Below are 24,919 nucleotides of genomic sequence, written 5' to 3'. Positions count from 1 at the left end.
CCGGACGAGGTCCGGGGCGGAGCCCCGGTCAGAACGTGAGCTTCCAGCCCGCCACGTAGCCCTCGTCCTGGGCGGCGACGTCCTGGACGCGGAGTTTCCACGTGCCGTTGGCGGTCTCCGTCGAGGCGTTGACCGTGTAGGTGGTGCTGAGGTCGGCCGCCGAGTCGTTCGGGTCGGCGGACTTCAGCCGGTAGGCGCGTCCGCTCGGGCCGACGAGGTCGACGTTCAGGTCGCCCCGGTAGGTGTGCTTGATGTCGACGCCGACCTTCAGCGCGCCGGGCGCGTTGCCGGTGACGCCGGAGACGGTGATCGGGGACTCCACGGCCGGGCCCGCGTCGGGGATGGCGACCTGGGACTTGTTCTCGAAGACGTTGCCGCTGGGCGGGGTGGTGGAGCCGCCGCTCAGGTTCCAGATGGCGTAGGCGATCGCGTCGCTGTTGTTGTCGAGCGCCGTGTCGTTGATGTTCGAGATCGAGTCGCACGAGGCGTGGTAGCAGCGGTCGAACGCCAGGCCCGACGTGCCGCCCCACTTCTGGGCCTGCTCGGCGGTCTTGATGTAGTCCGCGCCGCTGAAGAGGCCGCCGACGGCTATCCCCGCGTTCTTGAAGGGCGCGTGGTCGGAGCGGCCGTCGCCCTCGGTCTCTATCTCGGTGGGGATGTTGCGGGTGGCGAAGAAGTCCTTGAAGACGCCTTCGAGCCGCGCGTCGTCGTCGTAGACGAAGTAGCCCGGGTTGGGCGAGCCGATCATGTCGAAGTTCAGATAGCCGTCGATCTTCGAGCGCTCGGCGGCGGGCAGGTTGTTGACGTAGTACTTCGACCCGACCATGCCCAGTTCCTCGGCGCCCCACCAGGCGAAGCGGAGGTGCTTGTCGGGCTTGTAGTTCTGCTTGGCGACGGTGAGGGCGACCTCGAGGATGCCCGCCGAGCCGGAGCCGTTGTCGTTGATGCCGGGGCCCCGGGTGACGGAGTCGAGGTGGGCGCCGGCGAAGACGACGTGGCTCGTGTCGCCGCCCGGCCAGTCGGCGATGAGGTTGTAGCCGGTCGAGCCGGAAGAGGTGAACTGCTGGACGGTCGTGGTGAAGCCGGCCGCGTCCAGCTTGCCCTTCACATAGTCGAGGGACGCCTTGTAGCCGGCGCGGCCGTGGGCACGGTTGCCGCCGTTGGCGGTGGCGATCGACTGGAGCTGGTTCAGGTGGGCCTTGACGTTGGCCCCGGATATGTCGGGTGCCGCCACGGACTTGGCGGCGGTGCTCCGGCCGGCGGTCGCGGTGGTGGGAGCCGCGGTCGCCGGGACGGAGGAGATGCCGAGAAGGGCCGCGGTGACGGCCGCGCCCGAGGCGAGCAGGGCGGCGGTGGCGGAACGGGCTCTTCGGGGCGGGGTCAGGGCTGGTCCGTTGAGTGCAAGCATGGGGGGCTCCAACTCTGTTTGACGTGGCCATGATGTTGAGGGCCCCCCGAAAGCGCGTCAAGAGCGTGTTTCGGACACCGATCACCGGTTTCCGGATATCGGTCGACTGCTCAACCGCGCTGAGCTGTGGTTTCTGTGTCCTGAGAGGTCTCAGTGGCAATTGTGTTTTCTGTGTTGCCAGTTGTGACCGCCCGCTCCTGGGCCTCCTTCAGCTCCACCCGGGACTGCCGCGCCGTGCGCAGCCCGTCCCAGGTGAGCACGGCCAGCGCGAGCCAGACGAGCGCGAAGCCCGCCCAGCGCTCCGCCGGCATCGCCTCGTGGAAGACCAGCAGCCCCAGGGCGAACTGGAAGACCGGCGCCAGGTACTGGAGCATCCCGAGCACCGACAGCGGCAGCCGTACCGCCGCCGCGCCGAAGGAGACCAGCGGAATCGCGGTGATCACACCGGTGCCCAGCAGGAGCAGGGTGTGCCCGCCGCCCTCGGAGACGAAGGTCGACTTCCCCTGCGCGCCGAGGACGAGCAGCACCACGAGCGCCGGCAGGAACTGCACGGCCGTCTCGACGGCCATCGACTCCAGGCCGCCCAGCCCCACCTTCTTCTTCACCAGGCTGTAGGTGCTGAACGTCGCCGCGATGGTGAGCGCCACCCACGGCGGCTTGCCGTAGCCCACGGCCAGCACGATCACCGCCGCGACGCCCACGCCGACCGCCGCCCACTGCGCCGGGCGCAGCCGCTCGCGCAGCACGAGGACGCCCAGGCCGATGGTGGCGAGGGGGTTGATGAAGTACCCCAGGGAGGTCTCCACGACGTGGCCGGAGTTCACGGCCCAGATGTAGACCCACCAGTTCACGGAGATGACGGCCGCGCCCACCGCCGCCATCGCCAGTCGTTTGGGCTGCCGCAGCAGCGGGCGTATCCAGCCCCAGCGCCGGGTCAGGGCCAGGACGGCCGCGACCGTGACCAGCGACCACACCATGCGGTGGGCGAGGATCTCGATCGCCCCGGTGGGCTCCAGCAGCGGCCAGTAGAGGGGGAACAGCCCCCAGATGCCATAGGCGGCCACCCCGTAGAGCAGCCCTGCGCGGGATTCCTGGGGTGATGGCTCGGGTGACACGGGGTCCCTCCCTGGGGTACGGCGACGGCGACCTAGCGACGGTAGACCCCGGCGCGCGGGACTGTCATGCCCGTATCGCATTACGGTCGTGGTGCGCCCCCCGCGCGGACACGTTGCATCGCGGTGGTGACGTCGAAGGGCAGGATCGTCACCGCGACGTTCGGCAGCTGCTCCAGGACCCGGGCCATCTCCTCCGCCGTGCCGCGGTGCAGCAGCCGGCCCAGCGGGGAGCGGTAGGTGCGGCGGGGGATCAGCAGGGTCAGCGCTGTCGTGCCGTCGGCCGTCGTCCGGGCGGCGTGCCCGGCCACGGCGTGCCGCAGCCGCCGGTCGGGGCAGTCCACGAGCTCCAGCGGGACGGTCGTGCCGGACGAGTCGTCCCAGCGGGTCACCAGCCGCCGCGCCCGGGGCTCGTCGATGACGAAGTGGAGGGCGCGCACCTCGTCGGGGCGCAGCTCGTGGGCGTACTGCAGGGCCTTGATCGTGGCCAGGTCGAGGCTGTCGACGAGGACGTGGACGACGTGCCGCCGCCAGTGGGGGCGGTCCGAGACGAACGTGGGGACGTTCTCCAGGGCGGCGGCTTCCTCCCGGTACTGGCGGTTGATCCGGATCAGCGCCCACACCCCGAGCGGGAAGACCACCACGACCAGCCAGGCGCCCTCGGTGAACTTGGTGATCGCGAAGATCACGACGACCAGCGCGGAGACCACGGACGCGGCGAGGTTCGGCGCCGTCTTCCAGAGGGACTCGCGGCGCCGCCAGTAGTGGGCCGTCATCCCGGCGCCCGCCATCGTGAAGCCGGTGAAGACGCCGATGGCGTACAGCGCGACGAGCTTGTCGACGCTGGCGCGCGTCACCAGCAGCAGCGCCAGCGAGACGACGGTGAGGCAGATGATCCCGTTGGAGAAGGCGAGCCGGTGCCCGCGCCGCATCAGCTGCCGGGGCAGGAAGCGGTCCTCGGCGACGAAGCTGGCGAGGAAGGGGAAGCCGGTGAAGGGCGTGTTGGCGCCCGTGTAGAGGATCAGCGCGGTGGCGAGCTGGACGTAGACGAGCCCGGCGGTGCCCGCCCAGCCGCCGCCGAAGACCAGGCGGGCCTCCTGGGCGAGGACGGTGGGGTTGCCGTCGGTGTAGGGGATGGCGTGGGTGAAGTGGGCGAGCGCGGAGACGCCGAAGACCATGACGCCCAGGACGCAGCTCATCGCGGTGAGCGTCCGCCGGGCGTTGACGCCCTGGGGGCGGCGGAAGGCGGAGACGCCGTTGGAGATGGCCTCCAGGCCGGTCAGGGAGGAGCCGCCGTTGGCGAAGGCGCGCAGCACCATGAAGAGCGACGCCCCGTACAGCCAGCCGTGCCCACTCTCGCCCAGCGGGACCGCGCCGTGGGCCCGTACGTCCGCGTGCGGCAGCCCGCCGTCCAGCGCCCGCAGCAGCCCCACGACCAGCATGGCCGCGACGGCGAGCATGAAGAGGTACGCGGGCGCGGCGAACGCCCGCCCCGCCTCCCGCACCCCGCGCAGATTCCCGTACATCAGCAGCACCACCACTCCCGCCGTGATGGGGAGCTTGAGGTGGTCGATGCCGGTGTAGCCGTCACCGGTGAGGTGGGCGAGGGAGATGAGGGCGTCGGTGCCGGCGGAGGTCTGTACGGCGACGGTGACGATGTAGTCGACGAGCAGCGCCACGGCCGCGATCTGCGCGACGCGCGGCCCGAAGTTCTCGCGCGCGACGACGTACGAGCCGCCCGCGCGGGTGTAGACGGAGACGACGTCGCGGTAGGAGAGCGTCAGGAGCAGCAGGACCAGCAGGATCGCGCCGGTCACGGGCATGAGCAGCGTGAACGCGGCGACACCGGCGACGGGGACGAGGATGCGGAGCATCTCCTCGGTGCCGTACGCGGTCGACGAGATGCAGTCGGAGGCGAGGACGCCGAGCGCCATCGGGTTGGACAGCTTCTCCTGCGAGAGCCGCTCGGTGACCAGCGGAGGACCGAGGAACGCGCGCTTCAGTCGGTAGGCGAGGCGGTCGCGGACGACGGGTTCGGGCTCGGCCATGTTCATATGAGAACGGCTGCCCAGCCGCCGGGGCGTCAGACGCCCCGCCGGACGGGCCGAAAACAGCCCGTCCGGCGTTTGGGCCCGGACCTACCCGACCACCGTCCAGGTGTCGTTCCCGCCCAGCAGCGCGGCCAGGTCGCCCTTGCCCTTCTGCTCGACGGCGGTCTCCAGCTGCTCGGCCATCAGCGCGTCGTAGACCGGCCGGTCGACGCTGCGGAAGACGCCGATCGGCGTGTGGTGGAGCGTGTCCGGGTCGGCGAGGCGCGAGAGCGCGAAGGCCGTGGTGGGGGACGCGCTGTGCGCGTCGTGGACCAGGATGGACGCCTCGTTCTCCGGCGTCACCGCGACGACCTTCAGATCACCCGTCGCCGCGTCCCGCACCACGCCCTTCTCACCGTCCACGCCGAAGCGGATGGGAGCGCCGTGTTCGAGGCGGATGACCGCCTCCTCGGCCTGCTGCTTGTCCTTCAGGACGTCGAACGCGCCGTCGTTGAAGATGTTGCAGTTCTGGTAGATCTCCACGAGCGCCGTGCCCGGGTGGTCGGCGGCCTGCCGCAGGACCTCCGTGAGGTGCTTGCGGTCGGAGTCCACCGTGCGGGCGACGAAGGACGCCTCCGCGCCGAGCGCCAGCGACACGGGGTTGAAGGGCGCGTCCAGGGAGCCCATGGGCGTGGACTTGGTGATCTTGCCGACCTCGGAGGTCGGGCTGTACTGGCCCTTGGTCAGCCCGTAGATCCGGTTGTTGAACAGCAGGATCTTCAGGTTGACGTTCCGCCGCAGGGCGTGGATCAGGTGGTTGCCGCCGATGGACAGCGCGTCGCCGTCGCCCGTGACGACCCACACCGACAGATCACGGCGCGAGGTGGCCAGGCCGGTGGCGATGGCCGGGGCGCGGCCGTGGATGGAGTGCATCCCGTAGGTGTTCATGTAGTACGGGAAGCGGGAGGAGCAGCCGATGCCGGAGACGAAGACGATGTTCTCCTTCGCCAGCCCGAGCTCCGGCATGAAGCCCTGGACGGCGGCGAGGATGGCGTAGTCACCGCAGCCGGGGCACCAGCGCACCTCCTGGTCGGACTTGAAGTCCTTCATCGTCTGCCGGGCTTCGGCCTTGGGCACCAGCTTCAGCGCCTCAGTCATCGATGGCCTCCTTGAGCACGGTGGCGAGCTGCTCGGCCTTGAACGGCATTCCGCTCACCTGGGTGTACGAGCGGATGTCGACGAGGTACTTCGCCCGCAGCAGCGTGGCGAGCTGACCGAGGTTCATCTCCGGTACGACCACCTTCTCGTAACGCCCGAGGACCTCGCCGAGATTCCCGGGGAACGGGTTGAGGTGGCGCAGATGGGCCTGGGCCACCGCGCCCCCGCCCGCCCGTACGCGCCGTACGGCCGCCGTGATGGGGCCGTAGGTGGAGCCCCAGCCGAGCACCAGCGTGCGGGCCTCGCCCGACGGGTCGTCCACCTCGACGCCGGGGACGTCGACGCCGTCGACCTTGGCCTGGCGGGTGCGGACCATGAAGTCGTGGTTGGCCGGGTCGTAGGAGATGTTGCCCGTGCCGTCCTGCTTCTCGATGCCGCCGATGCGGTGCTCCAGGCCCGGGGTGCCCGGCACGGCCCACGGGCGGGCCAGGGTGTGCGGGTCGCGCTTGTACGGCCAGAACACCTCGGTGCCGTCGGCGAGGGTGTGGTTGGGCCCGGAGGCGAACTGGACCCGCAGGTCGGGCAGCTCGTCCGGCTCCGGGACCCGCCAGGGCTCGGAGCCGTTGGCCAGGTAGCCGTCGCTCAGCAGGAAGACCGGCGTCCGGTAGGTGAGCGCGATCCGGGCCGCGTCCAGGGCCGCGGCGAAGCAGTCTCCGGGCGTCCGGGGGGCCACGATCGGCACGGGGGCCTCGCCGTTGCGCCCGTACATCGCCTGCAGCAGATCGGCCTGCTCGGTCTTGGTGGGCAGACCGGTGGAGGGGCCGCCGCGCTGGATGTCGACGATCAGCAGCGGCAGTTCGAGCGAGACGGCCAGTCCGATCGTCTCGGACTTCAGGGCCACGCCCGGGCCGGAGGTGGTGGTCACGGCGAGCGCGCCGCCGAACGCCGCGCCCAGCGCCGCGCCGATGCCGGCGATCTCGTCCTCGGCCTGGAAGGTGCGCACGCCGAAGTTCTTGTGCTTCGACAGCTCGTGGAGGATGTCCGAGGCCGGGGTGATCGGGTACGAGCCCAGGTAGAGCGGCAGGTCCGCCTGGCGGGCGGCGGCGATCAGGCCGTAGGACAGCGCGAGGTTGCCGGAGATGTTGCGGTAGGTGCCCGGCGGGAAGGCCGCCGTGGCGGGCGCGACCTCGTAGGAGACCGCGAAGTCCTCCGTCGTCTCACCGAAGTTCCAGCCCGCCCGGAAGGCGGTGACGTTGGCCTCCGCGATCTCCGGCTTCTTGGCGAACTTCTTCCGCAGGAACGCCTCGGTGCTCTCGGTCGGCCGGTGGTACATCCACGACAACAGGCCGAGCGCGAACATGTTCTTGCTGCGCTCCGCCTCCTTGCGGGAGAGGCCGTACTCCTTGAGCGCCTCGATGGTCAGCGTCGTCAGCGGCACCGGATGGACGTTGTAGGCGTCCAGCGAGCCGTCCTCCAGGGGGTTGCTGTCGTAACCCACCTTCGCCATGGGGCGCTTGGTGAACTCGTCCGTGTTGACGATGATCTCCGCGCCGTGGGGCACGTCCGCGATGTTGGCCTTGAGCGCGGCCGGGTTCATCGCGACCAGGACGTTCGGCGCGTCGCCGGGGGTGAGGATGTCGTGGTCGGCGAAGTGCAGCTGGAACGAGGACACGCCCGGGAGGGTGCCGGCGGGGGCCCGGATCTCGGCGGGGAAGTTCGGCAGGGTGGAGAGGTCGTTGCCGAACGACGCCGTCTCGGAGGTGAACCGGTCCCCGGTGAGCTGCATGCCGTCACCCGAGTCACCCGCGAACCGGATGATCACCCGGTCCAGCCGGCGTACTTCCTTGGCGCCGTCCGGGCCGTCGGTCGGGCCGCGCTGTCCGGCGAGGCGTTCACGGGCGTCGGCCTCGCCGCCCGGACCGTCTGGTGCGGCCTCTTCGGCCGGGCTGCTGACCTGGCTGGTCACTGCTTCGGACCTCCCTCGTGGCGGCGCCGGCCGGACGATGGCGCCGACCGGCGATCCCACGGCCATCGTACGTGGGCAAGGGCAGCCTTCCCCGAGGGGATCAACGAATCAACAGCGGACGGTAACGCTCCGGTAGGTGTCCTCGCCGGTGCCGGGCTCTTCGGGCGGTCAGGACTCTTCGGTCTGTCAGGACCGCAGATACGTGAGCACCGCCAGTACCCGGCGGTGGTCGCCCTCGCTCGGGGAGAGGCCCAGCTTCAGGAAGATGTTGCTGACGTGCTTCTCCACCGCGCCGTCGCTGACCACGAGCTGCTTGGCGACGGCCGAGTTCGTCCGGCCCTCGGCCATCAGGCCGAGGACCTCCCGCTCGCGCGGGGTGAGCCCGGCGAGCACGTCCTGCTTGCGGCTGCGGCCCAGCAGCTGGGCGACGACCTCGGGGTCCAGCGCGGTCCCGCCGCGCGCGACGCGGACGACCGCGTCCACGAACTCGCGGACCTCGGCGACCCGGTCCTTCAGCAGATAGCCGACGCCCCGGGTGCTGCCGGCCAGCAGCTCGGTGGCGTACTGCTCCTCGACGTACTGCGAGAAGACCAGCACCCCCAGCTCCGGGTGGTCGCGGCGCAGCCGCACCGCCGCGCGGACGCCCTCGTCGGTGTGGGTCGGGGGCATCCGGACGTCCGCGACGACCACATCGGGGAGGGCGTCGGCGGCGGAGAGCTCGGCGATCGTCTTGAGCAGCCCCTCCGCGTCGCCCACACCCGCCACGACCTCGTGCCCCAGATCGGTGAGCAGCCGGGTCAGGCCCTCCCTGAGCAGCACCGAGTCCTCGGCGATGACCACCCGCACCCTGTCGTCCGCGATCACGTTGTCTCCTGCCCCCTGGTGTTGCTGCCGACGTGGTTCGTACCGCGTCAGCATCGCAGCATCCGGGGGCGGAGCGCGCGGCGCGTGGCCGGGGCGGCCGGGGCGGGGTGTGCGCGGGGGCGGGGTGTGCGCGGGGCGCTAGCCCCGGGCGCGCCAGGGCAGCTCGGCGGTGACGGTCGTCGGGCCGCCGACGGGCGAGTCGACGACCAGGAGCCCGTCCACCGAGCCCAGCCGCTCGGCGAGCCCCGCCAGCCCGCTGCCGTTCGTGGTCCCGGCGCCGCCGCGCCCGTCGTCCCCCACCCGCAGCATCAGCCGGTCGCCCGAGCGCCAGACGTCCACCTGGGCGGAGCGCGCCCGGCTGTGCTTGCTCACGTTCTGGAGGAGCTCGGAGACGGTGAAGTAGGCGATGCCCTCGATCGCGGGCGCCGGACGGGAGTCCAGGTCCACCTCGGTCGCCACCGGCACGGTGCAGCGGCCGGCCAGCGAGGCGAGCGCCGGGCCGAGGCCACGGTCGGTGAGGATCGCGGGGTGGATGCCGCGGGCGAGGTCGCGCAGCTCCTGGAGGGCGAGCTTCACCTCGCCGTGGGCCTCGTCGACCATGCGGGCGGCCTTCTCCGGGTCCCGTTCCACCAGCTCCTTCGCCAGGCCCAGCTCCATGGCCAGGGCGACGAGACGGGCCTGGGCGCCGTCGTGGAGATCGCGCTCGATGCGGCGGAGGTCGGCGGAGGCGGTGTCCACGACCACGCCCCGGTCCTCCTCCAGCTCCCAGACGCGCTCCGCCAGCCGCGACGGCCCCAGCAGCCCGCGCACCAGCAGCCGGTCCACGTGTGCCAGGCCCCGGATCACCCACGGCGTGCCCAGCACGAGGACGAGGCCGAGGGCGCAGGTGATGCCGATCGTGAACGGGGAGTCGACGTAGAAGTGCCGGCCGCCGGTCTCGCCGTAGATCTGGATCCCGGGCTGGTGCGCGAACGTGGGCAGCGTCCACTGCCAGAGCGGGTAGAGGAAGGTGGTCCAGCCGACCGACCACAGCACCAGCGACAGGACGAACGTGAACAGCGCCCACGGGAAGTGCACCACCGCGTAGAGCAGGTGCCGCCAGGACGTACCGCTCTTGAACAGCGCGCCCACCCACGCCATCGGGCCGGGGCCGCGCCCGTCGCGGCGCCGCCGGACCCGGACCGGCTCGGGCTCGGCGATCTCCAGCCGCAGCAGCCCCCGGGCCCGCGCCCGCTCCAGGACGCCCAGCCCGCGCGCGGCGGCGAGGGTGGCGGCCAGCAGCGGCACGCCGACGAAGGTCACCAGCGTGCCGACGCCCGCGGCGGTCAGGGCGATGGCGAGCGAGAAGGCGACGGCCGCGATGGGCAGGCTCGTCAGCAGGTAGAGGAACTCCCGCCAGGTGCGGCCCTCCAGCGGGGCGCGCAGCACGGCGGGGACCCGGTGGGGTCGTCCGGTCGCGTGGTCGATGGCCATGTCGTCCTGTCCTCGTGCTGTCCTGGTGGGCCTGTGTCCTGTCCCGTCCAGGCTCTCCCGGCGGGCGGCCGGGGACCATGAGGCGGGTGGGTGTCCTCGGGGTGGGGAAAGCCCCACCCCCCGGCTAGGGACGGCCGCCGGGACGGCTCTCGGTACGGCTCTCCGCGCGGCTCTCGCCACGGCTCTCGGTACGGCTCCGCCAGGGCAGTTCGGCCGTGACGACCGTCGGGCCGCCGGCGGGGGAGTCCACGACGAACAGCCCGTCCACCGAGCCCAGCCGCTCGGCCAGCCCGGCCAGCCCGCTGCCCCGGGCGGTCGAGGCGCCGCCCCGCCCGTCGTCGCCGACCCGGATCAGCAGCCGGTCCTTCGCGCGCCACAGCTCGACTTGCGCCGTCCGGGCCCCGCTGTGCTTGCTGATGTTCTGCAGCAGCTCGGAGACGGTGAAGTAGGCGATGCCCTCGATCGCGGGCGCCGGACGGGTCTCCAGGTCCACGGCCACGTTCACCGGCACCGTGCAGCGCCCGGCCACCGACGTCAGCGCCGGGCCGAGGCCGCGGTCGGTGAGGATCGCCGGGTGGATGCCGCGCGCGAGGTCGCGCAGCTCCTGGAGAGCGAGCTTCACCTCGCCGTGCGCCTCGTCGACCATCCGCGCGCCCGCCTCCGGGTCCTCCAGCAGCCGCTCCTTCGCGAGGCCGAGCCCCATGGCCAGGGCGACGAGACGGGCCTGGGCGCCGTCGTGGAGATCGCGCTCGATACGGCGGAGGTCGGCGGCGGCCGTGTCCACGACCACGCCCCGGTCCTCCTCCAGCTCGGCGATCCGCCGCTCCAGCTCGCTCGACGGCGACAGCAGCCCGCGCACCATCGCCCGGTCCACATTGGTCAGCCCCCGCGCGATGTGCCCCAGCACCGGCCACGCGACGAAGAGGGACGTCAGCGCGATGGCGAACGTGAGAACACCCCATGGCAGTCGTATGAACGCGTACAGCGAGCTCCGCCAGGCCACCGGATCCTTCAGCGTTATCCACATCCGGTTGAGGAAACCGCGGGCACGGTGCCGGGAGAGGGGGCTCGGCTCGTCGATCCGCATGCCCAGCAGCACCCGCGCCCGCCACCGCTCGGCCCTGCCCAGCACCCGCGCGCCCATCAGGCCGGCCACCAGCAGCGGCAGCCCGACGACCGTCACCGACAGCAGCGCGCCCACGTAGAGCCACAGGGAGACGTAGACGAAGCCGAGGATCCCCTCCAGCAGATTGAGGTGGAGGTGCGCGACCTCCTTCCACGTCGCGGGGCCGAAGGCGAAGCGCGCGGGAGGCAGCCGGTCGTCGTCCTCGACGGCGACCGGGACGGGGTGGGAACGGGGGTGGGTACGGGCGGTCATACGGCAAGCGTGCCCTGGTCAGGACCGCCGCCGCCATGGGGGCCGTGGGTGCCGCGGGGTGGGGATAACCCCACCCCGCGCCCGCCGGGGCGGATCGTCCCGGGCGCCACAGGGCCTAGACTCGCGTGCGTACAGATCGTCGAACAAACAGGACAGGGAGCGAGGGGCGGACGTGCCGGAGGCGACCGTGCGCACCAGTGGCGCCGATGTCCAGCTCGCGGCGGACTACTTCCACGCCTATTCGGTCGTCGGACTGCTCGCCGTCATCGGCGTGCTGTTCGTGGCCGTGGCCTTCGGGGCCGGACGGCTGCTGCGACCGGTGGTGCCGACGCCCGAGAAGCTGCTCACGTACGAGTGCGGAGTGGACCCCGTCGGCGAGGGCTGGGCCCACACACAGGTCCGCTACTACGTCTATGCGTTCCTGTACGTGATCTTCGCGGTGGACTCGATCTTCCTGTTCCCCTGGGCCACGGTGTTCGCCGCGCCGGGCTTCGGCGGGGCGACGCTCGTGGAGATGTTCGTCTTCCTCGGCTTCCTCGCCGTGGGCCTGTTGTACGCATGGAAGAAGGGCGTCCTGGAATGGACGTGACACCCCCGGTCGACCTGCCCGAGCCCCGCCGGCTCGGCCCGCTGGCGCGCCTGGCCCCCGAGCCCATGAAGGTCGTCCTGAACTGGGGCCGCCGCTACAGCCTGTGGGTCTTCAACTTCGGGCTCGCCTGCTGCGCGATCGAGTTCATCGCGGCGTCCATGGCGCGCCACGACTTCATCCGCCTGGGCGTGATCCCCTTCGCGCCCGGCCCGCGCCAGGCCGACCTCATGATCGTCTCGGGCACGGTCACGGACAAGATGGCCCCGGCCGTGAAGCGGCTGTACGAGCAGATGCCCGAGCCCAAGTACGTGATCTCCTTCGGCGCCTGCTCCAACTGCGGCGGGCCCTACTGGGACTCGTACTCGGTGACCAAGGGCGTCGACCAGATCATCCCCGTGGACGTGTACGTGCCGGGCTGCCCGCCGCGGCCGGAGGCGCTGCTCCAGGGGATCATCAAGCTCCAGGAGAAGATCGCGAAGGAGTCGCTGGGCGAGCGGTACGCCTCCGGCGGGGGGCGGGCGTCCACGGCGGCGCTCCGCAGCGGCCTGGTCACCCCGCCGCCGCCCCCTTCCGCTGGGGCTTCCGCGGCGGCTTCCGAGGAGACGGACCGATGACCGAGCCCGTTGCCTGGCTTCCGGGTGCCGTGACGGACCTCTTCGGCGCGGACGCGACCGCCGAGGAGGCGTACGACCTGCTGACGGTCGACGTCCCGGCGGGGGAGTGGCTGACCGCGCTCGAGACCGCGCGTTCCGTGCTGGGCTGCACGTTCTTCGACTGGCTGAGCGCCGTCGACGAGCCCGGCACGGGCTTCCGCGTCTGCGCGCACGTGGCGGCGCTGCCGGGGGGCGCGGGCGGTACGACGCGCCGGCTGCTCCTGCGCACGACCGTGCCGCACGAGGCCCCCGCGCTGCCCAGCGCGGTGGGCGTCTACGCGGGCGCGGCGTGGCACGAGCGCGAGACCCACGAGATGTTCGGCATCGACTTCCCGGGCCACCCCCACCTCGTGCCGCTCCTGCTGCCCGAGGGCTTCGAGGGCCACCCGCTGCGCAAGGACTTCGTCCTCGCGGCCCGCGTGGTGAAGGCGTGGCCGGGCGCGAAGGAGCCCGGCGAGGCGGCGGAAGGCGGCCCCAAGCGCCGACAGATGCTTCCCCCGGGCGTCCCCGACCCCAACGAATGGGGCCCCCTCAAGGGCCAGCTCCCCCCGGCCCCCGCCCGCCCGGCCCGCACCCCTCGCGCCGCGGGCGCGGCGGCGGGCGCGGAACGCCCGGTCCGCCGCGCGCGCACCGCGTCGGAGGGCTCGGCGAGCCAGGCGGGAGCGGAGGCCGCGCCTCGCCGTACCCGCAGCGTGGCCGACGGCTCCGCGAGCCAGACGACCGAGGGCGCACCCCCACGCCGCGCGCGCAGCGCGGCGGACGGCTCGGCGAGCCAGGCGGGCGAGGGCGCGCCCCCGCGCCGTGCACGGAGCGCGGCCGATGGCTCGGCGAGCCAGGCGGGGGGTGCGGAGGCGGCGCCTCGGCGTACCCGTAGCGCGTCGGACGGTTCCGCGAGCCAGCAGGGCGCCGAGGCCCAGCCCACCGGCCCCCGCCCGGCCCCCCGCTCCTCGGACGCCCCCTGGCACCACGCCCGCCCGGCCTTCGACGAGACGCCGGACTCCACGCCCCCGGCCACGGGCGAGCCCGTGTCCCCCCGCCGCGACGGCGCTCAGCCGGCGGACCGCAGCCCGGCGGCGCCGGACGCACCGGCACCCGAAGCCGAGGCGCCGACCCGCACGGCCGAGCCCGCCGCAGGCGAACCCGGCACGGGCGAGCCCGTGTCCCCCCGCCCGGCGGCGCCGGACGCACCGGCACCCGAGGCCCCCGGCACGGGCCCCCGCCCCGGCGCGGAACCCGGACATGCCGAGCCCGCCGCAGGCGAACCCGGCGCGGACGAGCCCGTCACCCGGAAGCCCGCCGCAGGCGAGGGCGTGCCCGAGAACGATCAGAACCCCGCCGGAGGCGACCCCGCATGAGCAGCGACACTCTCGACGTCGTGCTGCGTCTCCTCGCCGTCTTCGTCTGCTTCGTCGTGCTGCCCCTGGTCATCGGTCAGACCGAGCACAAGGTGATGGCCCACATGCAGGGCCGCCTCGGCCCCATGTACGCCGGTGGTTTCCACGGCTGGGCGCAGCTCGTCGCGGACGGGGTGAAGTTCGCGCAGAAGGAGGACGTCGTCCCGGCCGACGCGGACCGGCGGATCTTCCAGCTCGCCCCCGCTGTGGCGCTGCTGCCGTACCTCCTCGTGCTGCTCGCGATCCCGGTCGGGCCGGGCAACGCCGTCGGGCAGGCCGTCGACGCGGGCATCTTCTTCGTGCTCGCCGTGATGGGCGTCGGCGTCCTGGGGTCGCTGATGGCCGGCTGGGCGTCGGCGAACAAGTTCTCGCTGCTCGGGGGCCTGCGCACCGCCGCGCAGCTGCTCGCGTACGAGCTGCCGATGCTCCTCGCGGCGGCGTCCGTCGCCATGGCGGCGGGCACCGTGTCGCTGCCGGGGATCGTCGACGCCTTCCACTGGTGGTGGGTGCCGTGGCAGATCGTCGGCGGCGTCGTGTTCTTCACGGCCGGTCTGGCCGAGCTCCAGCGGCCGCCGTTCGACATGCCGGTCGCCGACTCGGAGATCATCTTCGGTGCGTACACCGAGTACACCGGTCTGCGGTTCGCGATGTTCCTGCTCGCCGAGTACGCGGGCATCGTCGTCCTGTGCGGTCTGACGACCGTGCTGTTCCTCGGCGGCTGGCACGGCCCGTTCGGGGCCGACGGCCTGGGCTGGCTGTGGACGCTGATGAAGACCCTCGTCCTCGCCTTCGTCGTGATCTGGCTCCGCGTGACCTATCCGCGGCTGCGCGAGGACCAGCTCCAGAAGCTGGCCTGGACCGTTCTCATCCCGCTCGCCCTCGCGCAGATCGCCCTCACCGGCGTCGTCAAGGTGGTGATCCAGTAACCATGGGCATCCCCGGCTCCGGCCTGGCCAAGGGCCTCGCCGTCACCCTCCGCACCATGACCCGGCGCTCGATCACCGCGCAGTACCCGGACGCCCAGCCCGAGCTGCCGCCCCGCACGCGCGGCGTCATCGGACTGTTCGAGGAGAACTGCACGGTCTGCATGCTGTGCGCCCGCGAGTGCCCGGACTGGTGCATCTACATCGACTCCCACAAGGAGACCGTGCCCCCGGCCGCCCCGGGCGGCCGCGAGCGCAGCCGCAACGTCCTCGACCGCTTCGCGATCGACTTCGCGCTGTGCATGTACTGCGGCATCTGCATCGAGGTCTGTCCCTTCGACGCGCTGTTCTGGTCGCCCGAGTTCGAGTACGCCGAGACGGACATCCACGAGCTCACCCACGAGCGCGACAAGCTCCGCGAGTGGATGTGGACCGTGCCCGAGCCGCCCGCGCTCGACCCGGCGGCCGAGGAGCCCAAGGAGATCGCGGCGGCCCGCAAGACGGCCGAGAAACTGGCAGCCCAACGGGAGCAGCAGGAGAAGGAGGGAGAAGCGTGACCGGCACCGCCCTGAGCGCGCTCGCCGCCGAGCACGTCTCGCGCGGCTTCCTCTCCACCTCCGGTGTCGAGATCGTCTTCCTCCTCGTCGGCCTCGTCACCCTCGGCGCGGCCGTCGTCACCGTCACCACCCGGCAACTGGTGCACGCCGCCCTCTGGCTGGTCGTGGCGCTCGGCGGGCTCGCCGTGGAGTACCTGCTGCTGACGGCGGAGTTCATCGCCTGGGTGCAGGTGCTGATCTACGTCGGTTCCGTCGTGGTCCTCCTCCTCTTCGGGCTCATGCTCACCAAGGCCCCCATCGGCCGCTCCCCGGACGCCGACTCCGGCAACCGGTGGGCCGCCCTCGGGGTCGCCGGCGCCGCCGCGGCCGCCCTCGTCTGGGTGGTCGTGGACGCCTTCCGCACCACGTGGATCGGCCTGGACGGCGCGCCGCAGGGCAGCACGGAGGTCTCCGGCGAGATCCTCTTCCGGCACTGGGTGCTGCCGTTCGAGGCGCTGTCCGTCCTGCTGCTCGCCGCGCTCGTCGGCGCGATCGTCCTCTCCCGCCGGAAGCCCGACGAGAAGTCCGACGCGAAGCCCGACGCGAAGAAGGAGGAGCGCTGATGCATCTCGTCTACCCCGCCGTCCTCGCCGCCCTCCTCTTCTGCGTGGGCCTCTACGGCGTCCTCGCCCGGCGCAACGCGATCCTGGTCCTGATGTCCGTCGAGCTGATGCTCAACGCCGTCAACCTCAACCTCGTCGCCTTCGACGTGTGGCTGCGCGACACGCTCCACGCCGGCCAGGCGCTCACCCTCTTCACCATCGCCATCGCCGCCGCCGAGATCGGCATCGGCCTGGCGATCGTCCTCCAGGTCCACCGCAACCGCGGCACCGCCGACGTCGACCGGCTCCGCGACCTCGCCGAGGACGCCCCCGGCCCCGACACCGACCATGAGCACCGCGAGGAGAAGGCCGAGGCCGCCGCGTGAGCACCACGACCACCGCCGTCCTCGTTCCCCTGCTGCCCTTCCTCGGCGCCCTCGCCGGCTTCCTGACGGGCCGCCGCGCCCCCGGCCTCGTCCGCCCGCTCGCCGTGCTGCCGACGCTCGCCGCCGCCGTGCTCGCGATCGTCGTCGCCTGCCGGCAGGGCGGCGGAGCGGCGCTCGACGCCGCCACCCGGCTCACCCCGACCGGCTCCGTGCCCATCGACCTCGCCCTCCACCTCGACGGCTTCGCCGTGCTCGTGGCCGTGCTCGTCGGGGTCGTGGCCGCCTGCGTCCAGCTGTACTCGACCGCCTATCTGCGCGACGACCCCCGCTACCCCTCCTACGCGGCCCTCGTCTCCCTCTTCACCGCCGCGATGCTCCTCGTCGTCTACACCGGCGACCTGATGGTGCTGCTGGTCGGCTGGGAGATCATGGGCATCTGCTCGTACTTCCTCGTCGGCCACTACTGGGAGACCGAGGCCGCCCGGTCCGCCTCCCTCAAGGCCTTCCTGGTCACCAAGCTCGGCGACGTCCCCTTCCTGATCGGGATCTTCGCGCTGGCCGCCGACGCCGGCACGTTCCGGATCAACGGCATCATCGCCACCGCCGCCTCCGGCGGGCTGGACCACCCCACCCTCGTCGCGCTGCTGCTCCTGGCGGGCGTCGCGGGCAAGTCCGCGCAGTTCCCCCTCCACACCTGGCTGCCCGACGCGATGGCCGGCCCGACGCCCGTCTCCGCGCTGATCCACGCCGCGACGATGGTCGCCGCCGGTGTCTACCTCATCGCCCGGCTCCTCCCCGTCTTCGCCGCCTCGGCGGCGGCCCTGGTCGTCCTCGCCGTGATGGCCGCGGTCACCATGGTCGGCTCGGCCCTCGCCGCGCTCGCCCAGGACGACATCAAGCGCGTCCTCGCCTACTCCACCGTCGGTCAGCTCGGCTACATGACCGGCGCCCTGGCCGTCGGCGACCGCGGCGCGGCCGTCTTCCACCTCATCTCCCACGGCGCGTTCAAGGCCCTCCTCTTCCTCGGGGCAGGCGTGATCATCCACGCCGCCGGCACCAACTCGCTCGCCGCCATGGCCCGCATGAACGGCCTGGCCAAGCGGATCCCCGACGCCTACTGGACGATGACCGTCGCCCTCCTGGCGCTCGCCGCGATCCCCCCGTTCAGCGGCTTCTTCTCCAAGGAGGCCGTCCTCGGCGCCGCCGAGCACGCCGCCACCGGCGGCGCCCACGGCATCCCCGCCGCCGCGGCCGGCCCGGCCGGCTGGACCGTCCTGATCGCGGGCCTGGTCACCGCCGCCCTCACCGCCGGCTACGCCACCCGCCTGTGGCTGCTCGCCTTCCACGGCAAGGGCGCCGAGGCCCCCGACCACGGCCGCGAGCCCGTCGCCATGAACGGCGTGCTGTGGGTCCTGTTCGTGCCCACCGCAGCCCTGGGCCTGGCCGCCTGGAAGCTGCCCGACTGGTTCGACGGCCGCTCGCTCACCCCCGGCCTCACCACCTCCCTGCTGTCCACCGGCTGCGCCCTCGCCGGCGCGCTCGTCATGTACGCGGCCTGGCGCCGCACCGCCGCGCTCGCCACCCGCACCCCCCTGGGCGCCGTGGCCGCCGACCCGGACGCCTCCCCCGCCGTCTCCGAGATCGAGGCCATCGCCAGCCACGAGCCCGTGTACGGCACCATCGCCGCCGCCCCCGACCCCGGCGACCCCGGCAGGCTGCTCCTCGGCCCCCTCCACCGGCACGCCGTCACCGGATTCCACCTCGACGCCGTGTACTCCACGCTGTTCGTCCGGCCCACCCGCGCCGCCGCCCGCCTCGCCCGCTTCCTCGACCGCGAGGTCGTCGACGCGTACGTGCGCGGTGCCGCCACCGCGCCCGGGCTGCTCGGCGCGGCCGTCCGCCGCGCCCAGACCGGCAATGTGCAGACCTACCTCGGCGCCCTGCTCGCCGGCTCCGTCGTCCTGGCCGTCACCGCCGTCCTCGTCGCCACCGGAGCCTGATCCATGAGTCACACCGTCATGCAGCTCCTCCTCGCCGCGATCGTCGCCCTCCCCCTGCTGGGAGCCGTCGCCGCCCTGCTCCCCGCCCCGCCCGGCCTGAAGGGCACCAGCCCCGAGCAGGCCGTGCTCCGCCACGGGGTGACCGTCACGGGCGTCGTCCTCGCGCTGTCCGTCGCCCTCGCCGCCGGCTTCGACCACGACCACCCGGCCCGGATGCAGGCGACCACCGACCTCCCCTGGATCCCCGCCCTCGGCATCCGGATCCACCTCGGCGTCGACGGCATCTCGCTCCCCCTCCTCGTCCTGACCGCGCTGCTGACCTTCCTCTGCGCGCTGTACAGCTACTTCAAGATGCCGTCGGGCCCGTCCCCCAAGGCATTCGTCGCGCTGCTCCTCGTGCTCGAGACCGGCACGCTGGCGACCTTCGCCGTCCTCGACCTGATGCTGTTCTTCCTGGCCTTCGAGACGGTGCTCATCCCGATGTACTTCCTCATCGCCCGCTGGGGCGGCGAGGGCCGGGAGCGCGCCTCCTGGCGCTTCATCCTCTACACGCTGCTCGGCTCGGTCGTGATGCTGCTGGGCCTCCTCCTCGTCGGCCTGGACGGCGGCACGTTCGACATGGTGGCACTCGCCACTGACAACGGGGCCTCGCTCAGCCACACCACGCAGGTCATCGCGGTTCTGGCCATCGGCGTCGGACTGGCCGTCAAGGCCCCCATGTGGCCCCTGCACAGCTGGCTGCCCGACGCCCACACCGCCGCCCCCACCGTCGGCTCGGTGCTCCTCGCGGGCGTCCTGCTGAAGATGGGCACCTACGGGTTCGTGCGCATCATCCTGCCGGTGGCCCCCGACGGCGCCCACACCTTCGCGCCCTACCTCGGCGCCTTCGCGGCCGTCGGCATCGTCTACGGCTCCCTGGTCTGCATCGCGCTGGCCCGCAAGGGCGCCAAGGGCGACCTCAAGCGCCTGATCGCCTACTCGTCCGTCGGCCACATGGGCTTCGTCCTCCTGGGCATCGCCACCCTCACCCCCACCGGGGTCAACGGCGCCCTCTTCGCCAACGTCGCCCACGGCCTCATCACCGGCCTCCTCTTCTTCCTCGTCGGCGCCATCAAGGACCGCTACGGCACCAGCGACCTCGACAGCCTCGCCGGCACCACCGGCGCGGCGCTCTACGGCCGCGCCCCGCGCCTCGGCGGCCTGCTGGCCTTCGGCGCCGTGGCCTCCCTCGGCCTCCCCGGCCTCGCCGGGTTCTGGGGCGAGATGCTGGCGATGTTCGGCTCCTTCCGCCCCGCCGACGGGCTCAGCCGCCCCGCGTTCCTCGTCTTCATGGCCCTGGCCGGCCTCGGCACCCTGCTCACCGCCGCCTACCTGCTGGTCGTCGTGCGGCGCGTGTGCATGGGCGGTGAGGTGGACCCGGCGGCCGAGAAGGCGGGCCTGATGCCCGACGGCCCGGCCCTCGCCGACGTCCGGCGGTACGAGTTCGCCGCCTGGTCCCCGCTCGTCGCCCTCACCGTCCTCGCCGGACTCTGGCCCGCGGCCCTCCTCGGCCTCACCGACCCGGCCGTTCAGCAGCTCCTCGCAGGAGGCAACTGATGGGCTCCCTGGTCCAGTCCGTCGACTGGCTCGCCATCGCCCCGCCCACCGTCACGGCCGTCGTGGCGCTGGTCGTCCTCGTCGTCGACCTCTTCCTCCCCGAGGACCGCAAACCCCTCCTCGGCCGGATCGCCCTCGGCGGTCTCGTGCTGGCCGGTCTCTCCCTCCTCCCGCTCCTGCGCGGCGACCGCTCGACCTTCTGCCTCACCGGGCCCGACGTCGCCGTCACGGCGTGCAGCTACACGGCGGACCACTTCACGCTCGTCATCCAGCTGCTGGTGCTGGGCGGCGCCCTGCTGACGGGCCTGCTGTCCGTTGGCGCGATCGCCGATTCCAAACTTCCCGCGGGGGAGTACTGGTTCCTGCTGCTGTCGTCGGCCGCCGGTGCCGCGCTGCTGCCCGCCTCCCGTGACCTGGCGACCCTCGTCGTCGCCCTGGAAGTGGCCTCGCTGCCCGCCTTCGCCCTCGTCGGCCTGCGCCGCGGCGACCGCCGCTCCTCCGAGGCGGCACTGAAGTTCTTCCTGTCGTCCGTGACCGCCACCGCCGTCACCCTCCTCGGCGTGTCCTTCCTCTACGCCGCCACCGGCACCCTCCACCTCACGGAGATCGCCGACGGCCTCGGCCACGTCGACCCCCGCCTGGCCGTCCTCGCCAAGGCCGGCGTCGCCCTGACCCTCGTCGGCTTCGCCTTCAAGACCGCCGCCGTCCCCTTCCACTTCTGGGTGCCCGACACCTACGTGGGAGCGCCGCTGCCCATCGCCGCGTACCTGTCGGTGGTCGGCAAGGCGGTCGGCTTCACCGGCATCGCCCTGGTGACGGTCGTCGCCTTCCCCTCGTACGCCGACGTCTGGGGCCCCGCCCTGGCCGTGCTCGCCGCGCTCACCATGACCGCCGGCAACGTCGCCGCGCTGCGCCAGCGCCCCGACCGGAAGCACAGCGCCGTACGCCTGCTGGCCTGGTCCTCCGTCGGCCAGGCGGGCTACCTGCTCGTCCCGCTCGCCGCCGCCGGTTACAGCGACGACCCCTCGCGGGCCATCGGCTCCACCGTCGCCTACGCCCTGATGTACGCGGCCGTGAACCTCGGCGCCTTCGCGGTCGTCGCCCTCGTGGCCCGCACCCGCCCGGACAACCGGATCACCGACTACCGCGGCCTGTCCGCCCGCAACCCGCTCGCCGCCCTCGCGCACGCCTTCTTCCTGCTGTGCCTCGCCGGCCTGCCGCCGGGCGTCATCGGCCTCTTCGCCAAGGTCACCGTCTTCTCGGCGGCGGTCGACGCGGGGCTGGGCTGGCTGGCCGTCGTCATGGCCGTCAACGTCGTGATCGCGCTCTACTACTACCTCCAGTGGACAGCGGTCCTCTTCAAGGGCGGCCGCGAGGAAGCCGGGGAAACGCTGCCGTCCGGAGCGACGACCGCCCCGGCGGTGCGCGTTCCGGCCACCCTCGGGGTGGCCATCGCCCTGGCCACGGCCATCGGAGTGGCCCTCTCCGGCGCGCCCCAGCTCGTCCTGCGCTTCGCCTCGCAGGCACTCCTGTAGCGGTATCACCGCTTTTTCACCCGAATGGCGCGGCCCTCAGCGGCCCCTCGCGGTCCCTGCGGGGGTGCACAAGGGAACTAGCGGCCCTCGTCTGGCGTTGACCAGTTCGAAAGGTTCCACTGGTTCAAGGGTTCCCCTGCCGCACCATTTGGAGGGCGTACCGTGCACCGCCGGCACAACGGGCTCAGGACGGCCCTGCTCCTCGGGGGCCTGTCCGCGCTCATCATCGTCATCGGCAGCATGTTCGGGCGTGGCGGCCTGATCGTCGCGGTCCTGGTGGCCCTCGGCACCAACGCCTACGCCTACTGGAACAGCGACAAGCTCGCCCTGCGCGCGATGCGGGCCCGGCCCGTCAGCGAGTTCGAGGCCCCGCAGCTCTACCGCATGGTCCGCGAACTCTCCACGGCCGCCCGCCAGCCGATGCCCCGGCTGTACATCTCCCCGACCGAGGCCCCCAACGCCTTCGCCACCGGCCGCAACCCGCGCAACGCCGCCGTCTGCTGCACCGAGGGCATCATGCGCCTGCTGGACGAGCGCGAGCTGCGCGGCGTCATCGGCCATGAGCTCAGCCACGTCTACAACCGCGACATCCTCATCTCCTCGGTGGCCGGAGCCCTCGCCTCGGTGGTGATGTTCCTGGTCAACTTCGCCTGGCTGATCCCCGTCGGGCGCTCCGACGACGACGAGGGCCCCGGCATCGTCGGCATGATCATGATTATGATCCTGGGCCCCGTCGCGGCCTCCCTCATCCAGCTCGCCGTCAGCCGCTCCCGCGAGTACGAGGCCGACGCCTCCGGCGCCCGCCTCACCGGCGACCCCCTGGCCCTGGCGGCCGCCCTCCGCAAGCTGGAGCTCGGCACCCAGCGGCTGCCCCTGCCGCCGGAGCCCCGCCTGGAGACGGCGAGCCACATGATGATCGCGAACCCGTTCCGCCCCGGCGAGGGCATGTCGAAGCTCTTCTCGACGCACCCGCCCATGCGGGAGCGCATCGCGCGCCTGGAGCGGATGGCGGGCCCGCGCGCCTGACCGGCCCCAGGCCGTGTCCGGCGGATCTTCGTCACGCGCCCCTACGGGGCGCGGTGCTCGCTCAGTGCCGGTGGTGACCGCCGGTCGGCCGGTCGCTGAGGCCGGGGAGGTGGCTGTTGGTCGGCCGGTCGCCGTGAGCCGGCGGGCGTCCGCTGGTCGGCCGGTCGCTGAGGCCCGGGAGGTGCCCGTTGGTCGGCCGGTGGCCACCGGGCGGCCGGTGCCCCGACGACGGCCGGTCGCCCCGCCCGCTGGCCAGGCTGATCGTCTCGCCGTTGTGCGAACCACCCTGGCACACCATCGAGTTGTTGTCGTCGTCGAGGACTCCGAGCCCGTCGTCGTCGCCGGGGTAGCCGGGCCAGCCGCCCCCGGTGACGCACCCGAGGATGTCGACATCGGCGGGCGTGGCGGGAGCGGCGGCTCGGGCGCTGCTGGGCGCGCTGACGGCGACGATCGCCACCGCCGCGACCGCCAGACCTGCGATTCGGTACGTGTGCATGGGGCTCCGACTCCTCGTCCTGTCGTCCGTTCCGTGCGTACGTCCGCGTGATACGTCCGGTCCAGCCACATGACCACGCCCCGGACCCCACGGCGCGCTGGGCTGCGCCGGACGGGTCACGAAACGCGTCGCCGAGGTGGCGGCCCATCCCCCATACGGCGCATACGGGCGCCAAGTCGCATACATCGAACGACAGTTGGCGCAGGGCGCCCACCACCGCGAACGACGGAGGGCCCGGAAAGCATCCGGGCCCATCCGAAGTCACCGTTGCCAGGCGCCTACTTGCCGAGGGCGGATGCGAAGAAGCCGACCAGCGGGTTCGCCAGGGCGGCGAGACCGGCCACGGCGAGGCCGAGGGGCTGGGTGACGAGAAGCAGCATGATGTCTCCTTGCGAGATCGCGAGTTGGTCGCGGCAAGGGATGCCCCGGGCCGGATCGCTCCAGGCGTCCGCTCCCTCGTGTGGGGTGCGCTGTATCGATCCAGCGGCACTTTGTTCGGGGAGCATGCGGAGCCTGTCGCCCGGCGATGACCCCTAGGGGGTTTCTCGGGGTAGAGCACCAGGTCAGGCAGCAACTATGGACCAGTCCGCCGACGTCTCAGTGGCTGTCGGTTCGGTCCAGTGGAAGGCTGCTGTTATGAAGTTCATCCTCAATGTCATCTGGTTGGTGCTCTGTGGTTTCTGGATGGCGCTCGGCTATGTCGTGGCGGGTCTGATCTGCTGCGTCCTCATTGTCACGATCCCCTTCGGCATCGCCTCCCTGCGCATCGCCGGCTACGCGCTGTGGCCGTTCGGCCGGACGACCGTGGAGCGGCGGGACGCCGGGGCCGGGTCGTTGATCGGCAACGTCGTCTGGTTCATCTTTGCCGGGTGGTGGCTGGCGCTGGGGCACATCGTCACCGGCATCGCCATGTGCTGCACGATCATCGGCATCCCGCTGGGCATCGCGAACTTCAAGCTGATCCCGATCTCGCTGATGCCCCTGGGGCGCGAGATCGTCCCGACGGACCGGCCGTTCGCGACGCGATAGTTGTCCACCGAGGACCGAGCGGCAGACGAAAGGGGTGCGTCAGGAGCGGCGGCGAAGCCGCTCCTGACGCACCCCTTTCGGTGTGGCCGGCGATGGTTCGCGAACTAGCGGTAGTTCACGAACTGGAGCGCGAAGTCCAGGTCCTTGCCCTTGAGGAGGGCGATGATGGTCTGGAGGTCGTCGCGGCTCTTGGAGGAGACGCGGAGCTCGTCGCCCTGGACCTGGGCCTTGACGCCCTTGGGGCCCTCATCGCGGATGATCTTCGCGACCTTCTTCGCGTTCTCCTGGGAGATGCCCTCCTCGATGGACGCGAAGAGCTTGTATTCCTTGCCGGACGCCTGCGGCTCGCCCGCGTCCAGGGACTTCAGGGAGATGCCGCGCTTGACCAGCTTGGTCTCGAAGATGTCGAGAACGGCCTTCACGCGCTCCTCGGAGTTGGCACGCATCTCGATCTTCTCGCCCGACCAGGCGATCGAGGCGCCGACGCCCTTGAAGTCGTAGCGCGTCGAGATCTCCTTGGCGGCCTGGTTGAGGGCGTTGTCGACCTCCTGCCGCTCGACCTTCGAGACGATGTCGAAACTGGAGTCGGCCATATTGAGTTGGCTCCTCGTGCGTAGATCCGTCAGGGGGCGCGGCCCGGGGGCCGCGTGGCAAGCCTAGTCACCCGGGGCCCGAACGAGGGGCTGTGAACCGAGTGGCGGAGCACCCCAGGTCATCGGGTATTGTTTACGTCGTTGCCACGGAGTGCTCGAAAGAGCGACCGAG

General features: G+C 72.1%; 22 protein-coding genes. 12 read left to right on the top strand and 10 right to left on the bottom strand.

All coding sequences use genetic code 11. The features are described from left to right. Positions 1–28: 28 nt before the first annotated feature. The 8 genes from ACX9I7_RS17090 to ACX9I7_RS17055 all read right to left on the bottom strand — a co-directional run bounded on the left by ACX9I7_RS17090 (position 29) and on the right by ACX9I7_RS17055 (position 11,389). A complete protein-coding gene (locus ACX9I7_RS17090; RefSeq protein ID WP_459387810.1) occupies positions 29–1,408 on the bottom strand; it encodes a M20/M25/M40 family metallo-hydrolase in 1,380 nt (459 codons plus the stop codon). 110 nt (positions 1,409–1,518) lie between these two features. Beyond that, a complete protein-coding gene (gene rarD, locus ACX9I7_RS17085; protein WP_387569166.1) occupies positions 1,519–2,523 on the bottom strand; it encodes an EamA family transporter RarD in 1,005 nt (334 codons plus the stop codon). 80 nt (positions 2,524–2,603) lie between these two features. Further along, complete coding sequence (locus ACX9I7_RS17080; RefSeq protein WP_387569163.1) at positions 2,604–4,568, bottom strand: APC family permease; 1,965 nt, start codon at positions 4,566–4,568, stop codon at positions 2,604–2,606. A 90-nt stretch (positions 4,569–4,658) separates the two neighbouring features. Continuing rightward, positions 4,659–5,708 carry a 2-oxoacid:ferredoxin oxidoreductase subunit beta gene (locus tag ACX9I7_RS17075; protein ID WP_387569160.1) on the bottom strand — a complete coding sequence of 350 codons (1,050 nt, stop codon included), beginning with the start codon at positions 5,706–5,708 and terminating at the stop codon, positions 4,659–4,661. Then, positions 5,701–7,674 carry a 2-oxoacid:acceptor oxidoreductase subunit alpha gene (locus tag ACX9I7_RS17070; RefSeq protein WP_387569157.1) on the bottom strand — a complete coding sequence of 658 codons (1,974 nt, stop codon included), beginning with the start codon at positions 7,672–7,674 and terminating at the stop codon, positions 5,701–5,703. The genes ACX9I7_RS17075 and ACX9I7_RS17070 overlap by 8 nt, the downstream gene beginning before the upstream one ends. Positions 7,675–7,860: 186 nt before the next feature. Further along, a complete protein-coding gene (locus ACX9I7_RS17065) occupies positions 7,861–8,520 on the bottom strand; it encodes a response regulator transcription factor (RefSeq protein ID WP_311609155.1) in 660 nt (219 codons plus the stop codon). Between the two features lie 156 nt (positions 8,521–8,676). Further along, a complete protein-coding gene (locus ACX9I7_RS17060) occupies positions 8,677–10,011 on the bottom strand; it encodes a sensor histidine kinase (RefSeq protein ID WP_459387809.1) in 1,335 nt (444 codons plus the stop codon). 124 nt (positions 10,012–10,135) lie between these two features. Then, positions 10,136–11,389, bottom strand: coding sequence for a sensor histidine kinase (locus tag ACX9I7_RS17055; RefSeq protein ID WP_459387808.1), 1,254 nt, complete (start codon positions 11,387–11,389; stop codon positions 10,136–10,138). Positions 11,390–11,561: 172 nt separating this feature from the next. Here ACX9I7_RS17055 and ACX9I7_RS17050 point away from each other — a divergent pair, with 172 nt between their 5' ends. From ACX9I7_RS17050 to htpX, 11 genes are all read left to right on the top strand, one after another. Further along, positions 11,562–11,978 (top strand): NADH-quinone oxidoreductase subunit A, encoded by a 417-nt coding sequence (locus ACX9I7_RS17050; protein ID WP_126914744.1) that lies wholly within the window; start codon positions 11,562–11,564, stop codon positions 11,976–11,978. Further along, on the top strand, positions 11,969–12,592 hold the full coding sequence (locus ACX9I7_RS17045) for an NADH-quinone oxidoreductase subunit B (protein ID WP_387569147.1): 624 nt from the start codon (positions 11,969–11,971) through the stop codon (positions 12,590–12,592). Before ACX9I7_RS17050 ends, ACX9I7_RS17045 begins: the two co-directional genes overlap by 10 nt. Next, positions 12,589–13,986, top strand: a complete 1,398-nt coding sequence (locus ACX9I7_RS17040) for an NADH-quinone oxidoreductase subunit C (protein WP_459387807.1) — start codon at positions 12,589–12,591, stop codon at positions 13,984–13,986. Before ACX9I7_RS17045 ends, ACX9I7_RS17040 begins: the two co-directional genes overlap by 4 nt. Further along, positions 13,983–14,951 (top strand): complex I subunit 1/NuoH family protein, encoded by a 969-nt coding sequence (locus ACX9I7_RS17035; RefSeq protein WP_459387806.1) that lies wholly within the window; start codon positions 13,983–13,985, stop codon positions 14,949–14,951. Before ACX9I7_RS17040 ends, ACX9I7_RS17035 begins: the two co-directional genes overlap by 4 nt. Positions 14,952–14,953: 2 nt before the next feature. Beyond that, complete coding sequence (locus ACX9I7_RS17030; RefSeq protein ID WP_189456532.1) at positions 14,954–15,505, top strand: NuoI/complex I 23 kDa subunit family protein; 552 nt, start codon at positions 14,954–14,956, stop codon at positions 15,503–15,505. Then, the gene (locus tag ACX9I7_RS17025; RefSeq protein WP_459387805.1) at positions 15,502–16,107 is read left to right on the top strand and encodes an NADH-quinone oxidoreductase subunit J family protein; all 606 of its coding nucleotides are present in this window, start codon (positions 15,502–15,504) and stop codon (positions 16,105–16,107) included. The genes ACX9I7_RS17030 and ACX9I7_RS17025 overlap by 4 nt, the downstream gene beginning before the upstream one ends. Then, positions 16,107–16,472: an NADH-quinone oxidoreductase subunit NuoK gene (gene nuoK, locus ACX9I7_RS17020; protein ID WP_387569136.1), complete on the top strand. Its 366-nt coding sequence runs from the start codon at positions 16,107–16,109 to the stop codon at positions 16,470–16,472. Before ACX9I7_RS17025 ends, nuoK begins: the two co-directional genes overlap by 1 nt. Continuing rightward, a complete protein-coding gene (locus ACX9I7_RS17015; protein ID WP_459387804.1) occupies positions 16,469–18,472 on the top strand; it encodes an NADH-quinone oxidoreductase subunit 5 family protein in 2,004 nt (667 codons plus the stop codon). The genes nuoK and ACX9I7_RS17015 overlap by 4 nt, the downstream gene beginning before the upstream one ends. 3 nt (positions 18,473–18,475) lie before the next feature. Beyond that, the gene (locus ACX9I7_RS17010) at positions 18,476–20,068 is read left to right on the top strand and encodes a complex I subunit 4 family protein (protein WP_459387803.1); all 1,593 of its coding nucleotides are present in this window, start codon (positions 18,476–18,478) and stop codon (positions 20,066–20,068) included. Further along, entirely contained in the window at positions 20,068–21,603 is a 1,536-nt protein-coding gene (locus ACX9I7_RS17005; RefSeq protein WP_459387802.1) for an NADH-quinone oxidoreductase subunit N, read from the top strand. The genes ACX9I7_RS17010 and ACX9I7_RS17005 overlap by 1 nt, the downstream gene beginning before the upstream one ends. Positions 21,604–21,765: 162 nt before the next feature. Next, the gene (gene htpX / locus ACX9I7_RS17000) at positions 21,766–22,629 is read left to right on the top strand and encodes a zinc metalloprotease HtpX (protein WP_189456521.1); all 864 of its coding nucleotides are present in this window, start codon (positions 21,766–21,768) and stop codon (positions 22,627–22,629) included. A gap of 61 nt (positions 22,630–22,690) precedes the next feature. Here htpX and ACX9I7_RS16995 read toward each other — a convergent pair whose 3' ends face one another. Next, the gene (locus tag ACX9I7_RS16995) at positions 22,691–23,125 is read right to left on the bottom strand and encodes a hypothetical protein (protein WP_459387801.1); all 435 of its coding nucleotides are present in this window, start codon (positions 23,123–23,125) and stop codon (positions 22,691–22,693) included. Positions 23,126–23,761: 636 nt separating this feature from the next. Here ACX9I7_RS16995 and ACX9I7_RS16990 point away from each other — a divergent pair. Further along, positions 23,762–24,154, top strand: coding sequence for a YccF domain-containing protein (locus tag ACX9I7_RS16990; RefSeq protein ID WP_459387800.1), 393 nt, complete (start codon positions 23,762–23,764; stop codon positions 24,152–24,154). Positions 24,155–24,258: 104 nt separating this feature from the next. Here ACX9I7_RS16990 and ACX9I7_RS16985 read toward each other — a convergent pair whose 3' ends face one another. Then, a complete protein-coding gene (locus tag ACX9I7_RS16985) occupies positions 24,259–24,747 on the bottom strand; it encodes a YajQ family cyclic di-GMP-binding protein (protein WP_387569119.1) in 489 nt (162 codons plus the stop codon). Positions 24,748–24,919: the final 172 nt, after the last annotated feature.

This window comes from Streptomyces sp. L500 (genome assembly GCF_054551825.1).
Note: the sequence above shows the minus strand (reverse complement) of the source record. Positions and strands in the feature narration are given on the sequence as shown.

Excerpts from the sequence above, each read along its gene's own strand:
- ACX9I7_RS17075 (WP_387569160.1), bottom strand. The coding sequence starts at position 5,708 with ATGACTGAGGCGCTGAAGCTGGTGCCCAAGGCCGAAGCCCGGCAGACG.
- ACX9I7_RS17030 (WP_189456532.1), top strand. The coding sequence starts at position 14,954 with ATGGGCATCCCCGGCTCCGGCCTGGCCAAGGGCCTCGCCGTCACCCTC.
- ACX9I7_RS17090 (WP_459387810.1), bottom strand. The coding sequence starts at position 1,408 with ATGCTTGCACTCAACGGACCAGCCCTGACCCCGCCCCGAAGAGCCCGT.
- ACX9I7_RS16990 (WP_459387800.1), top strand. The coding sequence starts at position 23,762 with ATGAAGTTCATCCTCAATGTCATCTGGTTGGTGCTCTGTGGTTTCTGG.
- ACX9I7_RS17060 (WP_459387809.1), bottom strand. The coding sequence starts at position 10,011 with ATGGCCATCGACCACGCGACCGGACGACCCCACCGGGTCCCCGCCGTG.
- ACX9I7_RS17035 (WP_459387806.1), top strand. The coding sequence starts at position 13,983 with ATGAGCAGCGACACTCTCGACGTCGTGCTGCGTCTCCTCGCCGTCTTC.
- ACX9I7_RS17080 (WP_387569163.1), bottom strand. The coding sequence starts at position 4,568 with ATGGCCGAGCCCGAACCCGTCGTCCGCGACCGCCTCGCCTACCGACTG.
- ACX9I7_RS16995 (WP_459387801.1), bottom strand. The coding sequence starts at position 23,125 with ATGCACACGTACCGAATCGCAGGTCTGGCGGTCGCGGCGGTGGCGATC.
- ACX9I7_RS17055 (WP_459387808.1), bottom strand. The coding sequence starts at position 11,389 with ATGACCGCCCGTACCCACCCCCGTTCCCACCCCGTCCCGGTCGCCGTC.
- ACX9I7_RS16985 (WP_387569119.1), bottom strand. The coding sequence starts at position 24,747 with ATGGCCGACTCCAGTTTCGACATCGTCTCGAAGGTCGAGCGGCAGGAG.
- ACX9I7_RS17040 (WP_459387807.1), top strand. The coding sequence starts at position 12,589 with ATGACCGAGCCCGTTGCCTGGCTTCCGGGTGCCGTGACGGACCTCTTC.
- nuoK (WP_387569136.1), top strand. The coding sequence starts at position 16,107 with ATGCATCTCGTCTACCCCGCCGTCCTCGCCGCCCTCCTCTTCTGCGTG.
- ACX9I7_RS17045 (WP_387569147.1), top strand. The coding sequence starts at position 11,969 with ATGGACGTGACACCCCCGGTCGACCTGCCCGAGCCCCGCCGGCTCGGC.
- ACX9I7_RS17010 (WP_459387803.1), top strand. The coding sequence starts at position 18,476 with ATGAGTCACACCGTCATGCAGCTCCTCCTCGCCGCGATCGTCGCCCTC.
- ACX9I7_RS17005 (WP_459387802.1), top strand. The coding sequence starts at position 20,068 with ATGGGCTCCCTGGTCCAGTCCGTCGACTGGCTCGCCATCGCCCCGCCC.